General features: G+C 65.7%; 14 protein-coding genes. All 14 read right to left on the bottom strand.

Annotated elements, in window-relative coordinates; genetic code table 11:
- Nucleotides 1-23: 23 nt before the first annotated feature.
- Nucleotides 24-509, bottom strand: a complete 486-nt coding sequence (locus ACIHCL_RS27580) for a hypothetical protein (RefSeq protein WP_399865892.1) — start codon at nt 507-509, stop codon at nt 24-26.
- A gap of 387 nt (nt 510-896) precedes the next feature.
- Nucleotides 897-1,604, bottom strand: a complete 708-nt coding sequence (locus ACIHCL_RS27575) for a hypothetical protein (RefSeq protein WP_399865891.1) — start codon at nt 1,602-1,604, stop codon at nt 897-899.
- Nucleotides 1,605-1,664: 60 nt separating this feature from the next.
- Nucleotides 1,665-2,315 carry a hypothetical protein gene (locus tag ACIHCL_RS27570; protein ID WP_399865889.1) on the bottom strand — a complete coding sequence of 217 codons (651 nt, stop codon included), beginning with the start codon at nt 2,313-2,315 and terminating at the stop codon, nt 1,665-1,667.
- Between the two features lie 39 nt (nt 2,316-2,354).
- Nucleotides 2,355-2,714 (bottom strand): HNH endonuclease, encoded by a 360-nt coding sequence (locus ACIHCL_RS27565; protein ID WP_399865886.1) that lies wholly within the window; start codon nt 2,712-2,714, stop codon nt 2,355-2,357.
- A gap of 92 nt (nt 2,715-2,806) precedes the next feature.
- Nucleotides 2,807-3,394 carry a hypothetical protein gene (locus tag ACIHCL_RS27560; protein WP_399865884.1) on the bottom strand — a complete coding sequence of 196 codons (588 nt, stop codon included), beginning with the start codon at nt 3,392-3,394 and terminating at the stop codon, nt 2,807-2,809.
- A 59-nt stretch (nt 3,395-3,453) separates the two neighbouring features.
- Nucleotides 3,454-3,756, bottom strand: coding sequence for a hypothetical protein (locus ACIHCL_RS27555; protein ID WP_399865882.1), 303 nt, complete (start codon nt 3,754-3,756; stop codon nt 3,454-3,456).
- A 171-nt stretch (nt 3,757-3,927) separates the two neighbouring features.
- Complete coding sequence (locus tag ACIHCL_RS27550) at nt 3,928-4,110, bottom strand: hypothetical protein (protein WP_399865881.1); 183 nt, start codon at nt 4,108-4,110, stop codon at nt 3,928-3,930.
- Nucleotides 4,064-5,170, bottom strand: coding sequence for a hypothetical protein (locus ACIHCL_RS27545; RefSeq protein ID WP_399865879.1), 1,107 nt, complete (start codon nt 5,168-5,170; stop codon nt 4,064-4,066). The genes ACIHCL_RS27550 and ACIHCL_RS27545 overlap by 47 nt, the downstream gene beginning before the upstream one ends.
- 190 nt (nt 5,171-5,360) lie before the next feature.
- Nucleotides 5,361-6,449: an AAA family ATPase gene (locus tag ACIHCL_RS27540; RefSeq protein ID WP_399865877.1), complete on the bottom strand. Its 1,089-nt coding sequence runs from the start codon at nt 6,447-6,449 to the stop codon at nt 5,361-5,363.
- A gap of 110 nt (nt 6,450-6,559) precedes the next feature.
- Nucleotides 6,560-7,162, bottom strand: coding sequence for a hypothetical protein (locus ACIHCL_RS27535; protein WP_399865876.1), 603 nt, complete (start codon nt 7,160-7,162; stop codon nt 6,560-6,562).
- A gap of 122 nt (nt 7,163-7,284) precedes the next feature.
- Complete coding sequence (locus ACIHCL_RS27530; RefSeq protein WP_399865874.1) at nt 7,285-10,092, bottom strand: UvrD-helicase domain-containing protein; 2,808 nt, start codon at nt 10,090-10,092, stop codon at nt 7,285-7,287.
- 300 nt (nt 10,093-10,392) lie between these two features.
- A complete protein-coding gene (locus ACIHCL_RS27525; RefSeq protein ID WP_399865872.1) occupies nt 10,393-10,605 on the bottom strand; it encodes a hypothetical protein in 213 nt (70 codons plus the stop codon).
- Nucleotides 10,606-10,715: 110 nt separating this feature from the next.
- Nucleotides 10,716-12,686, bottom strand: a complete 1,971-nt coding sequence (locus tag ACIHCL_RS27520; RefSeq protein ID WP_399865870.1) for an AAA family ATPase — start codon at nt 12,684-12,686, stop codon at nt 10,716-10,718.
- Nucleotides 12,687-13,154: 468 nt separating this feature from the next.
- The gene (locus tag ACIHCL_RS27515) at nt 13,155-14,846 is read right to left on the bottom strand and encodes a hypothetical protein (RefSeq protein ID WP_399865869.1); all 1,692 of its coding nucleotides are present in this window, start codon (nt 14,844-14,846) and stop codon (nt 13,155-13,157) included.
- Between the last annotated feature and the right edge of the window lie 65 nt (nt 14,847-14,911).

The following is a 14,911-nucleotide window of genomic DNA, read 5'->3' as shown; positions in this document are numbered from 1 at the left end:
TGCCGTGGCAGTCCCCGGTGCGGCTACACCCAGACACTCCGCTGGTCGCCCCAGCCCCAGCTGCCGAACACGCGTCCGCCATAGGCACCCGCCTGCACGTACACGCGCCCGTCCGAGCCCAGAGGGCCCGTCCTCGTGAACGACCCCTTGTATTCATCTTCGGGGCAGGAGCCCGACACGTACCGCCAGCTTTCGGCACTGGAACCGAAGGCCAGACTCCACTCCTGACTCGGCCCCACAACGTGGCGGCAGGTGGCCTCCACGATGGCCTTCAGTTCGTACTGATCGCCATGCCGGGTGACCGTGCCGGAGACGTACACCTGGTAGTTGTTGGCCGTGAAAATGCCACCGTCGTACCGGTACTCGACCAGAAACTCCTGTGGACCGGCGGCGGTCGCAGGACTGCCACCGCTCAGCGTCATCATCATTGCCGCCACCGCGCAGAGCAGGAACCGAAAGGCGTTCCGTAAGGCTCGTTTCGACGTGGTGCGGCTGACGTGTTCCGACATGCGTCCCCTCCTGAGTTCGTGCCGTGACACGCGCCCCGTCGAAGCGGGCCCGAGTCCGGCGACGATCGACGGGAAGACTTTAACTACACGTGACTGGGGCTTAGGCCACTTGTTCACGTCTCGCACCGGTTTGCGGCGGGTTTCGGTCAATGCCGCGATCGGTATCGGCGGCCGGCACAGCAGACGGGCATCTGAAGGTCGTAGCTGTGGAAGCCGACGGCCTATCAGGCAATCATCCGTCAGGCGAGCTTGAATACCTGCGAGAGAATTGAGGTGAGGAACTGGATGTTCTCGTTGACCCACTCCCAGGCATTTTGGCCTGTTCGCTCAACACGAGGTTGCACAGACACCGTGCGTGCATCGTGAACGATGTCAGGGCGGGCCTCTCTAGTCCTCCTCGCCATCGACATCGGTGCCGATTTGGCTGGCCAGGAAGTTGTCGTCGAGAGGGTCGAAGCCGGTCTCGGCGGTGTAGTACTCGTAGTACTCGACCGGGTCGACGCCACCGGGATGCTTGCGGACAGCGCCGATCAGGTCGGCGATCTGGGTGAGCTTGTCGCAACCGGACCAGTCGGGATTGGTGCCGAGGTGCAGGGCGATGGCATCCACGATGTCCGTGTCCGTCACCGCGCCGGTGCTGCCGTTGGCGCGCGACAGCGGCTTGTTGTAGTCCGGGACGAAACCCATCGCCTGGAGCACGCTGTGGGGCAGGCAGTAGGCGTTCCGGATCGCACAGGCGGCCTCGGTGGGCGGGTCACCCGGGGAGACACCCCCGGAGATGTAGAGCCGGTACCCGGCCACGATGATCTCGTTGACCTCGTCGTCGTCCGGGCCGAGGGCTTCTTCGAGGTCATCGATCAGCCTGCGTCCGTACAGCCGGAGGATCCCGAGGGACGGCCGGCCGTCCGGGCCGAGATGCTGCTCGGGGTCGAAGTCGACGTCGAGGACGTCCTCGATCTGCCACTCGGGGTCGTCGAGGTCGAACGTCGCATTGTCGGTGATCTCGCCGACCAGCTGGCGGCCGTGGTCGAAGTCGATCGGTGCGGTGCGGTAGGCGGGAACGGCGATGACAGCGGTGAACATGGTCACGCTCATGATGGGGTCTCTCCCTGTGCGGTGCGGATGTGCGGTGGGGTGGGCGTGCTGCGCTGTTGTTCAGCGGCGCGTTCTGGTCCGGGGCCGGGTCAGCTTGTCGAGCACAGCGGTCTCGTGCGCGTGGCGGGCGTTCTGCTCGTCCCGGATCCGGGCCTGCGTGTCTTCATGGATCTGGTCTGCGACCAGCTCGAGGGCGGCGTCGAAGACGCCTTCGTACGCGGCATCGGCGAGCAGACTGAGGGCGTCGCGGCCCCGCACGGCAGGAAGGCTGTCGCAGACCAGCCCGTAGGGGTGGACGACTCCGGCCCCCGGACACTGGGAGAAGGCTTTCTCGGCCCGGTCCAGGCTCAGCGTGAGGCGATAGCCGCTGAAAAGGCCCAACACAACGCACACCACGAGAAGGCCGATATACGCGAAGACAGCACCCTCGCCCGTGATCCCGGCGAACGACGTGATCGGGTCGAAGCGCAGCAGGACCCAGAACACCAGAAGCCCGATGAAGCCCAGAACGCCCGCCACGATCACGGTGTCGTGGACCGCAGAAGCGATCCGCGCCCGACGCTGGGCGCGCAGAGCACCCCGGCCGGTCTCGTCGTCGGGAATGAACCAGGTGTCTCCGTCCCTCGGTTCGGTCAGCGGCCGGCGGCCGATCAGAAAGTAGGCAGGCCGGTCGAGATGATGCGTGGCCGCGATGGTCTGAATGATCTTCATGGTCTTCCCTTTGTGCTCAGTGGCTCCTGGAGCAGCCGGTCAGTACCTTCTGCGCCGCCGGGCCAGTCGCCAGCGATAGAGCGCCGACGGGATCCGGTTCGACTTGCGGGTGTTGTGCCGACGGCACAGCACCTGTCCGTTCCAGAGCTCGGTGGGCCCTCCCCGGCTCCAGGGCACTATGTGGTCGGCCTCCAGCCCGTCTGTCCTGCGGCAGCGTCGCCAGAGGGGGTGCTTGTGCTCGCAGCGGTACCCGGACCGGGCGAGGAGGGCTCGCTTCTGTTGCCAGGTGAACAGCCGCTGCGGATCGCGCCGATGGCGTCTGCGAGCCAGGCCGGCCAGGAGCAGGAGCGAGCCCGACAGCGCGATGAGCAGGCAGGCTAGGACCAGGACGTCGTTCATGGGCGGTGCTCTCTGCTGTTGTGCACCGAGGAACACAACGCCCCCGGAATCACAGGGGGGGCGACTCCAGGGGCGTTGTGCTGTGGCGGCGATCAGTGCAGCGGGTTGCTGACGTCGATCAGCCCTCGGGCGATCGCAAGAATCCCGTCCCAGCCCACGGTCTCGGGATCGTCGGTGAGCCGGCGAGCCTCGGTTCCCTGCGCAAGGTAGAGATGCCGGGCATCGTCGTAGACCTCGACCATGGCGTACGGATCGTCGGCTTCGTCGTCGAGGACGGACACGGTGAGACCGGGCACGAGGCCGGAATCCCGCAGAGCCTCGACGACCTTCTTCACGGTGCTCACCAGGTCGCCCCTCTGGGAGAGCGGCCTCCGGTCCCCCTCGTAAAGGTCCCGCTCGATCAGCGGGGGCTCATCCGGGGTGAGCGGGTGCGGTCTCGTGATGGCGGCGGTGATCTCCTCGTCCCAATACGAGAAGCCCGGGTGCAGCTCCTCGACGGAGATGACCCGGCGGTTGCCGTGCCGCGGCGTCACGAACATCGACCTGTAGAGGGCGTCGTGGACGGATTCGGCTTCGAGCACGGTCAGCAGACGTGCTGTGTCGGCCGGGGGCCTGGCACCACGGGCTTCGCGGCTGGTCGCCTCCTGGTCGATCTCGGAGATGATGCGGTACTCGGGCATGGGCGGAATCCTTCTCAGGCATTGGAAGTCGGAGGGTCCGGCGGGCTCTTGCGAGCGGTCTACTCCCGCTCGTCGCGCAGCCGGTCGACGCGGAACGCGATCAGGCTCCCGACGATGCACAGCGCCAGGCACACGACGAGGGCAACCAGCAGCCACGTACGGAGTGCGGGGAGCAGCAGGGCACCGAGCAGCCAGACCGGCCCCCAGAGGTACACGCTTTGCGCGATGCCCACCCAGCGGCCGGGCCGGCCGTTGCTGTCGATGTTCTGCACGCCGACGAACAGGAACAGGATCAGTCCCAGCGCGTAGGCGGTGAGTCCCAGAACGATGTCGTGAACAGGGATCGTGCTGAACGCTGTCATGCGGGCCCGCCTTCCGTTGAAGGGGTCGCGAGTTCGTGCGTCATGTCTCTCTCCTCTCTCATTCGGCGTAGGCTTGGTGGAACTCAGGGGTGTTCATCGCGGCCGAGCTCGACGAGATCATCGAGATACTCGTCGAGCTCGGCCTGCGACATGGCTCGGGGATCCGGGCGATCAGCCACGAGACCACTGGGCTTTCTGCTCGCGGCGTGTGAGCGCGCGCTCGGCCGCGGCCATCTCCTGATCGACGATCCGATCGAACTCGGAGCGGGTGTGCTCGTCGCCGTGCTCGCGGATCAGCTCGGTGAGCTCACGGATGGTCTCCGGCAGCTCTTCCCGTGCCTGAGGCGACGCCATGATGAGCTTCCGGGCCGCGAGTGCTTCTCTGGCCTCCGCGGCATCGGGTACGCCGTAGTCGAGGAAGCTGACGTCGATGACGGGACGGGCCGGACGGTTCTGCACCCGGCCGTCGCGGACATAGACGTAAGTGTCGTTCGCGTTGTGCTTCTTCACGTGCTCCTGGTACAGGCGCACGCCGAGGTCGATGCAGTAGCACGTGAGCAGGAAGTGGAAGTCGTACTCGCGGATCCCACTCCCAGATGTCGGAGCCGACGAGGTCTTCGTGGTTCGACAGCCTGCTGCGCGCCTCGTTGGCGGACCCAGCGTGCCACTCGGCGTCCTGAAGGACCCCTTCGCGACGTTCGGCAGGCGACTGCCGCGGGATGTCGATGTCGGCGAGCTCGTGATAGCCGTGGTTCTTGATCAGGACATCGAGCTGACCGTCGTCGAGGCCGTCGGTGCTCCACAGGTTTCCGAGCGTCTGCCGGGCGTTAGCCTGGGCTGCCCGGACGTGCGTGGTGAGCGTGGACTCCGACCACGATTCGTTCATCTCGGCGGCCTTCCAGTGCGCGTCGAGCAGCGCCTGGGAAGCCGCCTCGTCGAGGCCGCGGAGCTTGTGCAACTGCTTCACCAGATCGAGCTGGCGATCGCGGAAGGCGTCGGCCTCGGTGCCGAGCTCTTCGCTTTCTTCGAAGTGTTCGCGCACCAGCGGCAGGAACAGATCCGGGTCGTACTTCTTCACCTCGGTCGAACGGTCGCCGCAGAGCTTCTCGGCCCAGTAGCGCACGTCGATCGACGGCGCGCCGTCGGAGTAGTAGCCGTGGTTCTTCCCGGCGAAGGAGAAGAAGTCGATCATGTCCTCGAGGCGCGTGAACATGTAGCCGTCGGCGACGTCGCCGCTGGTGGCGAGGTGACCCGGCCACGTGGTGATGTCCCAGGACCACATGCGGGTGCCCGGGGCCTGGACGCGCAGGTGGCGGTACAGACCGTCCTCGTGCAGGACGACGAGCTGATGGTGCGTGGTCTGCTCGACGAATGTCGCGTAGGCCCTCGCGTACGGGTTGGTCGACTTGGTCATGACGGCTGCGCTGCGCTTTCTTCGGTGGACGGGTGGGGTGCCGCGAACGACGCGGCGCGTACGACGGCATGACGGAACAGGGGCCCCCGTTCCACGGAGACCCCTGTCCTGTTGTTGTGTGCGGGCCCATTTGGCCGGCAGGTTCTGTGCTGTCCGGACACCACGGGGACGGTGCCCGGGACGGCGGTTCTCAGAAGTTGATCGACTCCTTCTGTGGACGGCGCAGTGTGATCGAGACAGCCTCGAACGAGCGCTCGGGCTGCTCCTCCTTCTGCTCCTCGTCGCGGATGTCGGTGAGCTGGAAGGAACCTGCGGACAGGACGTAGCCGTCCTTGGCGGGGCGGGCGTCGCGCATGCGGAAGCCCAGCTCGACACCCTGCTCCCAGTCGGAGATCGACTGCGGGGTGTCGTGGTCGAAGAGGTCGATGAATCCCTTGATGACGTCGGTGCTGCCGTCGGCCCAGGAGATGCTGACCCGAACGGTGTCGTGGCCGGGGGAGGTGGTGCGCTTGATGTTGAGGTCGGAGATCGCCCTGGCGAAGCTCTCCCCCAGTCCCAGTTCGAAGGCGATCGCCCGCAGGTGGTCGAAGTTGATGTCGTACTTCCGGGAGAAGTCGACGACTTCCTCGATTTCCTTCTCGGCCGCTCCGGGCACCTGGTCGCGCAGGTACGTGGCGACCGTCTCGGCGTCGGGGTACGTGAAGCGCATGTGGTAGTGGAACCGCCCCGGACGGTTGATCATGTAGTCGCTGACCCGGTGCAGCTGGTTGACCGAGAGCACGTAGAGGCGCTGGGTGGTGCTCAGTCCGTCGAACAGGCTCAGGAACTGGTCCTGCGGGTTGCCGTCTTCCCTGATGTCGAAGACCTTCTCGAACTCGTCGAAGACGACGAGGCACTCCCCCAGTTCATGGAGGAACGAGGCGAGGCCGGGGGTCGAGTGCCGCACGAGCACCGTGGGCAGGCCCAGCTTGTCGCGGGCGCTCTCGGCGAGCATGCGGATCATGAGGCTCTTGCCCATGCCCTTGTCGCCGGACAGGATGACGCCCAGCGAGCGGTCCATGGCCTGATAGCTGCGCACGATGCGCTCGACCCGCGCGGCGTGGTCGCCGTAGACGGTTTCCTCGCCGGGAGCGAGCGGCTCAGCGCGGTGAAGGCTGTAGCCGCCCGTCTTCGAGAATGCGATGGTGTAGGTGGCCACCGGGAGGTGGTCGAAGGTCTGCACGGAGTCGTCGTAGAGGCGGAACGCACCGCCGGAGGCGACGATCGTGGACGCGGGCATGAAGGATCTCCCTTTCGCAGGAGTACGTGGGCTGTACGGCTGTGAGGGTGTAAGGGCGTGCGGCTGTGAGGCTGTTCGGGACCGCGACAGGCCCAGGGGCCGGAGGACCGTCAGCGGGACGCGGACCGGTAGATACCGGTCGTCTCGTCGAGTACGGACTCGCTGAGGGTCACGGTGGCCGGCATGAGAAAGGTCGTCACCAGCGCGGCCAGGCGCTGTTCGTCGGAGAGCACGATCGCGGGGATGTGACCGGGCTCAGCGAAGAAGTGCTCGGCGCGCTCGATCAGGCTGGCGGTGCGGGACTCGCGGTCCGGGAATTGCTCGACGACGGTCTGGTCCGGCCCGTACTGGGTGCTGACGGAGTAGAGCACCGCAGGGGCCGCGCTCTTCTTCCTGGTGGTGCTCACGTAGATCTGGATGCCCCAGAGACGGCAGAGCTTGGCGACTTCGTCGAGGACGGAGTCGGGTGCGCTGGTCCAGTGCTCCGTGCGGCTCTCGTACAGCCCGTGGACCTGTGCTGCACGGGTGGCGTCGATGACACCGGCGAAGGTGTCCGCGCTGGTCAGAAGCTCGATGCACATGCGCAGCCGGAACTGGGGGTTCTCGTAGTGGTCGTGGAAGGCGATCCGGTCGCCGTTGCAGATGATCAGGTCGTAGGTCGTCTCCGGCGTGGGCTCGTCGGGAGCGTTCCGCAGGGTGCCGCTGGTGTTCATGGAGTGCTCCTTCCGGGCTGGACCGGTGGGTCGTGGACAGGTTGAGAAGATACGGTCACGGGGTTCTCGTCTCGTTGCCGGGGAGAGCGAGAACCCCGTGACCGCGGTGGGGCGACCGCTTGTCAGACGGTCTGGACGACCCGGTCGGGGTCATCGGTGGTGATGTCACCGTCGGTGTCGTCGTCCAGGAGGTCCGGGTCGATACCCTTGGCGCGCAAGGCGTTCCTCTTGTCCCGTTCGGTCAGAGCATTCACGATCTGCTCGTAGCTGCTCTGGATCGGCGGGTTCTTCACCGTGCCGTAGGCGAGCACGTACTGGCTGCCCATGGCCCGGGTGAAGGCGACGTAGAACATGCGCTTCGCGTCCTGGGACATCTTCGTGTCCTCCTTGTAGAGGACGACGCAGTTGTCGAACTCGAGACCCTTGGCACCGTGGATCGTCGAGACGATCAGGTTGGCCTTGGACTCGAGGTTCTTCTTCTTTCGCTCCTGGTTGCGCTGCTTGTTGACGTTCAGCTTCTGCTGATTGCGCCGGATCTCGAAATTCAGCAGGTTGTCACGGAGCCGCGTGAAGAACGTCGCGTGCTGCAGGGTCCCCTGGTTGCACAGGGCGACCCAGCCGTTGATCACGGCGCTGTTCTCGATCCACCACTCGGAGATGGTGCGCAGGATCGCCTTCGAGACGTTGGCGTTCCCGGCGTTCTTCGTCAGCTTGTCCATGTTGTCCTTGATCCCCTGGGAGACCACGAACGCGGCGTTGGCAGGCTGTACCTGGAGGACGTCGTTCCAGAAGTTTTTAATGTACTTCGAGAAGATGTCCGTGGCGTAGACGTGCTCGCTCACGAGCGAGGCGACGTGCTGGCTGGGGTACACCTGCTCCAGCACCTGCTGGAGCAGCGCGACCTCGCGGCGCGAGTAGGCCAGGAAGGCCACCTGCTCACCCCGGTCGAGGCAGGCCTGTACGTACTGCGGAATGACCACGTTGCGCACGAGCGGCTGCAGGTCCTGCGTGACGAAGTTGCCCAGCCGGGGCAGCTCCTGGTATTCCAGCGTGACCTTCTCCTGGAAGGAGTCGGCCGTCGGCATCGCGAGCGAGTTCGCCTGCAGCTGGATGTTCGCGAACTGGTTGGTCTCCAGACCGCCCAGCACCACGTTCGCGAAGTCCAGGATCTCCTGGTTCGACCTGTAGTTCGTCATGAGCCGGAAGGTCGAGAACACCCCGGAGCCTTCCAATGTGTTCAGCGCCTTCGGGTTCGCCGAGCGGAACTCGTACAGCGTCTGGCTGGCGTCGCCGACGATGAACAGGCTCTGCGCGTGCTTGGTGATGTACTTCAGCACGTAGATGAACTCGAAGACCGAGTTGTCCTGGACCTCGTCGATGATCAGGTACTTGCTCTGCACGTGCGCCGGCTCGGCCATGTCGTCGATCCGCTGGTAGCAGATGATGATCTGCAGCTCCAGCGAGGTCTGCTGGATGTGGTCGAGCAGCGCGATGACCTCGTCGAAGTGGTTTTCGACGAAGGTGTTGAGCGCCGTGAACGCACCGATCTTGTTCTGGTCGACCTCCAGCAGGCGGTGCCGGAACGTGGCCGCGAACTGGCTGTTCGGGTAGAAGATGTCGATCGAGTTGATGATCGTGTCGATGGTCGAGACCTGGTGGGTCGGGTGGTTCATCGAGTAGATGTCGATGATCATCCTGGCGATCGTCATCGAGCCGACCGAGGGGTTCTTCTCCGTGATGTTGTCGGCGGCGGCGTTCGTGAAGCTCAGCACCGTGATGTCGCTTGCCGGCACCCCGCAGGCTTCGAGGTACTTGATGCGTTCCAGGATCACCGTGGACTTGCCGGTGCCCGCGCCCGCCTGGGTCATCACCAGCGGCTCGTGCGTGCACACGGCATTCAGCTGCTGGCTGGACAGATGCGTCGGCGGCGCGTACGTGCTCACCGGCTGGACCGGTGTCACCAGCTGAGGCTTCATCTGCTCCAGGTGGGACAGAGTGAAGTTCATCAGCAGGTTGAGGTTCTGCTTCGACAGTTTCGTGGCGATCGGCGCGGAGAAGGTCGCATCGAGCTGCTGGTGGATCCGGCGGTAGGCCTCCAGCGGGACGTTGTAGTTCTCCAGGTAGCGCAGCTGCACGGCGAGCATGTTGAGCTGCTCCTCCGTCGGGCTGGCGGGCATGTCCTGGATGTACTGGCAGACCTCGTCCGCGATCGCCTCGGAGTCCCAGATCTGGGCCAGGCGCGTGATGCGCTCATAGACCGGGTACTGGTTCATCCACTCGTCGAGCTCGTCGCTGAGGTTGGAGGCCGTCAGTCCGGTGGAACGGAGCGAGCCCTCGATGAAGTCGCGGGCGTTGTCCATCGGGCTGGTGCTCCAGTCCAGGACCGCGGCGGCGTCGTGGTTGCCGTATCCGACTGACAACGAGACGCCGATCGCGCGCTCGGGCTCGGCAAGCCCCTTCCTGAAGAAGAACAGCTCCATCCGGTACTGGACGACCAGGTCACGGGTGGACTTGGCTCCGGACCTGTCCTCGTAGAGCATGATCCCCTGCGGGGTCATGTCGAAGACGACGTCCCAGTCGTTGTGCGGGCTGGCGGAGGCGTCGACCGCGAACCGGTCGTCCACGTGCGGCACCGGCAGACTGAACGACCCGCCCGAGAGCAGCGCGCGGCGCGTGATCGGCGCGAGGGGAATCGCCGTGGTCGTGATGTCGTGATGGGTCGAGCTCTGCTTGAGCTCGATGTCCTGGTCGGCGGCATAGGCGGTGTTGGTGGCGGTGTTGACCGGACGCAGAGCTTCGTTGAGCAGGCCGGTCTTCTTGCCGCTGCCGGTGAGCTTCGAGGAGAAGAACTTCGGGTCGACGACCTTCGTGGCCGCTACGGCGGCGGCCGAGAGGTCGATGTTGTCGAGCAGCATGGGTTCGATGGGCATGGTGTTGTCTTTCGTCAAACGGTTCGATAGGCAGGCCGAGAGAAGAGAATTTCTTAATAGGAGTCAGTCATCAGTCTGACAGGAATCGAGTGGTCTCTTTAATTCCCATTGACAGGCATTCGGGATATGCGGGTACAGGTGTGGGCACGGGAGGGCTCTCGTCAGCCGACGAGCCCCCCGTGCCTCTCTCAACCCACCCGTCAGGGGCCGTGAGGCCCCTGAGTCCGGGGTCCGTGGCGTATGTGACACACCCCCGGACACCGCGCGCTACCCAGACGCGCGGTCGTCTGTCGGCGGCACTCAGCCCTCGGGCGTGAGCCGGCCGGGATCCGTGAGCGCCGCGTTCCACGGGTCGGCGGCGACAAGGGCTCCTTGCGCATCGGTCTCGAACAGGCCGACCATGAGTCCCAGCGACCGGCACTCGTCGGCATCTCGCGAGAGAGCCGCGAGATTTGATCGGGCGTCCGCGGCGAGGTCAGCAGTGGTCTTTTTCGGCACGGAGATGGCGGTCATGGTGTCTTCCTCTCTCCCGCAAGAAACGGGGAACGCGGAGACACCCCGGGCGGACGGACGAATATCGGTCTGTCCGCCCGGGGTGTCCCTGCGGTGTTGCTGCTGCGGCGTCAGGCCGTAGCCGGGTCCTCGGCATCGGGTCCGGGCTCGTCCTCGCCCTCGGGGCGGGAGTCGGCACCGGCTGACGCCGTGGTGCCCCCTGCGGCCTGGGCGGCGAGCAGGCGGTCCTCGATCCAGGTGCGCACGGCCTTGCCCGCCGGCCGCGCACCCTGGGAGTCCATGAAGGCGGTCTCCGCGATCGTCCGCAGCTCGTCGTCGGGCATCGACACGGGAAGCGTCTGCGCCAGGCGTGGCTTGCTCTCCAGGATCCGGTCACGCTGCCGGCTGTAGTCGGCGGCGGTGATCGCCCGGAACGTCGGCTCGTCGATCGGGTTGAAGCCGATCACGAGGGAGAACCGGCCCAGCAACTCGGCGTCGAAGAAATTCGACAGCTCTTTCGCCAGGCTGCGGGTCGAGACCTTCTCTGGTGCAGAGCCGAATCCGACAGGCTTGTGGCTGAGGGCCTCCCGTGCGGCGTTGGTCGTGCAGATCACGAGCGCCTTCGAGAAGTCCAGCAGCTTGCCGTGGGAGTTGCGGATGTAGCCCTCGTCGAATGCGGCGAGGAACAGCCGCTGTACCGCCTTGTCGGCCTTCTCGAACTCGTCGAGGAGGACCACCCGATGCGGATTCGACTCCAGGGTGTCGAACGGGAGCTCCTGGTTGGAGTCCGATCCGACGTAGCCCGGAGGTGCACCGACGATCTTCGCCGTGTCCGAGGGCCGGTGGAACTCGGTCATGTTGAGGATGATCGGCTCGGTGCCGGTCATCTGCTCGGCGATGATCTTCGCGGCCTCGGTCTTGCCGACGCCCGACGCGCCCGCGAGCATCCACGTGGTGGGCGTCTTCGCCGGGAAGAGAGCCAGCTCCCGTCGTGCGAGACGATCCACGAACGTGTCGAGCACGTCGTCCTGCCCGCGCAGGCGGTCCAGGAGGGTGGCCCGCAGCGTGGCGATGTCGAACTCCGGGCGCTGCGCGTTGCCGGTCATGAGGCGCTTGGCCACGTCCAGAACACGGTTCTCGGTGAGCGGTACCTGTGCGATCGAGCCGAGGAACTGAGCCAGTGACGTGTCGCCGGCGTTCTCGGCCTGGACGATGAGCCGCTTCTGCTCCAGCACCCGGTCGGCCATCGCCCGGTCCAACAGGGTGATGGCGTTGTCCGGACGGTGCTGGCCGGCACGCGCGTACTCGTCAGCGATCTTGACGGTTGCGCTCAGGACCTGGTCGGAAACCGACACCTGGTACCGGTAGTGCGCCGCGAGACCGGGCCGTACGGTGGTGAGCACCTCTCGGGTCTGCTCGGCAGTGAGCTCGTCGACGATGAGCTGGGTGAACCGCCGCGCGAAGGCGGGGTCCTCGTCGAAGGCCCTCGACTCGTTGGACGTGGTCGCGCCGATCACGGACATCTCGCCGCGCGCGAGCGCGGGCTTGAGGATCTGTGAGATCTTGCGCCCGGTCGCGTCCCCGTGGGTACCCGAACCGCCGGTGATCTGGTGGATCTCGTCCATGAACAGGATGACTTTGTTCTTCGGGTCGGAGGCGTACTCGACGATCGCCTTCATCTTTTCCTCGAGGGACCCGACGATGCCGGTCCCGGCGATGATGTTGGTGATCGGCAGCTCGTAGATCGTGTAGTCCCTGAGCTGGTCCGGGATGAGGGTGTCACCCAGAGCGATGCGCCGGGCGATGTCCTCGACGATCTTGCTCTTGCCCACGCCGGCGGAGCCCTTCAGCAGGACGTTCGGCTTGTTCTTGCTGATCAGCACCGACAAGACCTGCTCGATGAGCGTGTCGCGGAACTTCGTCGGGCTGGCGTTGCTGAACTTCGCGTTGTAGTCGACGAGCAGCTCTTTCACGGCGTCCTCGTCGGTGCCGCCGACGCCGAGGCCCATGGGCGGGAAGTGCGGAGGAAGACCGCCGGACGGGCCGGAGCCGTTGTTCTTGTCGTCGGAGCCGGAGCCCGACGTGAAATTGGACAGGCCCATATGGTCCTCCTGTGGTGATGGGGTGATGGGTGCGGGCCCGCCGGATGTCTGCCGGTGAGCGTCTGGGATGTCATGACGCTTCGGCAGGGAGGCCGGAGAGCGTCCCGTCGGGCGGGATGTACGGTCCGGCGGTGGGCGTGAGCGTGGGTTGGGGCTGAGGCTGAGGCCGTTCGAGAAGAGCGGCAAGCTCTCTGACTTCGGCCAGCGCCGTGCGGAGATCGGCGATGATGTCGGCCACGATGTCCGCCGGGGGCCGATGCTGTTCCAGTTCCTGGACGAGCCGGTCCCGGCATCGGCGGTTCACCCGGCGTGACGGCACACCGGGGGGCGGAGAAGCGGAAAGGAAGCGGAGAGGAAGCGGAGAGGAAGCGGAGAGAGAGCGAGAACACCAGGAGCGGTGCCGTGAGGAGAGTTGGGCGGCACCGCTCCTGGTGTTCTCCGGGGCCGGGAGGCCGCCGGGTGTTCAGATCAGATGATCATGCCCAGCAGCTTCTGGCGGATACTCGGATCGATGTGCTGCATCGAATCCGCGTAGGTCTCGGCGGACCGGACCATGTAGTCCCAGTCCATGGCCGAGCACGGGGCGTAGTACAGGTTCCTGGGGTGGTCCACACGGGCCGCGGGCGGGGGCCACTCGAAGTCCGTGATCATCAGCGACAGCCGGCGCTTGCGCACCGGTGAGGCGTTGATGTAGTCCCACACCTGTTTGAACTCCGTGGCACCACTGACCTTGGGGACCTTCCGGAACTCCTTCCAGATCTGCCGCATCGACTTGTTCTCCACACGCAGCAGCGTCTCCTGCGAGAGGAGGTGGCTGAAGCTGTTGAAGTACAGGTTGACGTTGAGCTTCTTGGCGATCCGGATCAGCATCATCACCGCCTCCTGGTAGTTCTCCTCGGAGATCGACCCGGAGGTGTCGATGTAGATGTGCAGATCGGGCATGTAGCTCACCGAGGTGATCCGGCCGGGCTTGTTGAAGTCGTCCGGATTACGGCGGTTCGCCTTGAGGAAGGTCGCCTTCGTCGTGCGGAAGATGTTCTGCGACTGGTTGACCTTGCCCATGCGCTTCAGCACCCGGGTGATGTCCTTGAGCAGGTCCAGCTTCGTGGGCGGGGCCTTGCGGAACTTCACCACGGCCGAGCGGCTGCCGGGACGGCCGTGCTGCGGGCCGGACGCCATGGCGGCGGCCCTTGCCGCCGCACGGGGCAGGCTCGTGAGCTTCGACAGCGCGGTGTGGGAGATCACCTTCACCGGCGAGGTCAGTGACTGGTTGATGAGGTTCCACTCCCCCGTCACCGTCGCGGCGGTGGCCCGGGCATGCGCCTCGACGTTGACGAGGACGAGCGAACGCGGGCAGAACAACTCGCCGACGGCGAACGGCAGCACGCCGACGTCGACCGGCACCGCGAAATGCCCGGAGGTGGCCTGCGACTGCTGGTGCTTGACGTAGGACATCAGCATGTGGATGAGCAGACGGGCGAACGAGAACTCGTCGTTGCCGTCGGTGTCGTCCTGGCGCAGCAGCAGCGACTCCGTGAGCCCCTTGAGGGACAGGCCCGCGAAGTCGTTCAGCAGCCGGATACTGTCCGGCGGCAGAGCCGGTGCCATGGTCTGCACCTGTTGGGTCAGCCAGACCTTGAAGCTGTCGAACGCGGCCGACGACTGGAACCAGAACCCCAGCGTGTCGGGGTGGTAGGCGTAGGCGAGCGCGACGAAGAACTGGCTGGGCTCCCCGATACCGGCGAGGAGCTCCTTGGCGGCGGGGATGACGGCGTTGGTCGCGTGGTACAGGACGTTCGGCGACGGTGCGGGCAGGCCGTGCTTGCTGCCGGCCTGGGCGGCGAAGAGCTCGCCCACCGGGAGAGTGGTGTTCTGGTCGAAGTGCACCAGCGTCTGCCCGAGGAGCTCCTTGACGGTCTTCTCGGCGCTGGTGTCCACCGTGTCGCCGAGGCAGCGCACGACCAGGTCCTGGATGTCGCCGGTCATGTCCTGGCCGTGGCCGTCGAGGATGCTCGCCGGGGCGGCCGGGTTCAGCGGTTCCAGCAGAGGATCCACGAGGATCTGCCGGATCGCGGGCATGGGGTCGTAGTCGCCGGTGCACGAGATCGTGTGCAGCGCGTCGAGCACTGCCGGCTTCTGGTTCGTGACGGTGATCGTCATGTCGTGGTCTCCTTCTGCGGTCTGAGGCGACTGGTCAGTCACCGGGGATGGCGGGGGACGCTCCA

It is taken from the genome of Streptomyces sp. NPDC052042, from assembly GCF_044548345.1.
Lineage (GTDB): Bacteria > Actinomycetota > Actinomycetes > Streptomycetales > Streptomycetaceae > Streptomyces.
Note: the sequence above shows the minus strand (reverse complement) of the source record. Positions and strands in the feature narration are given on the sequence as shown.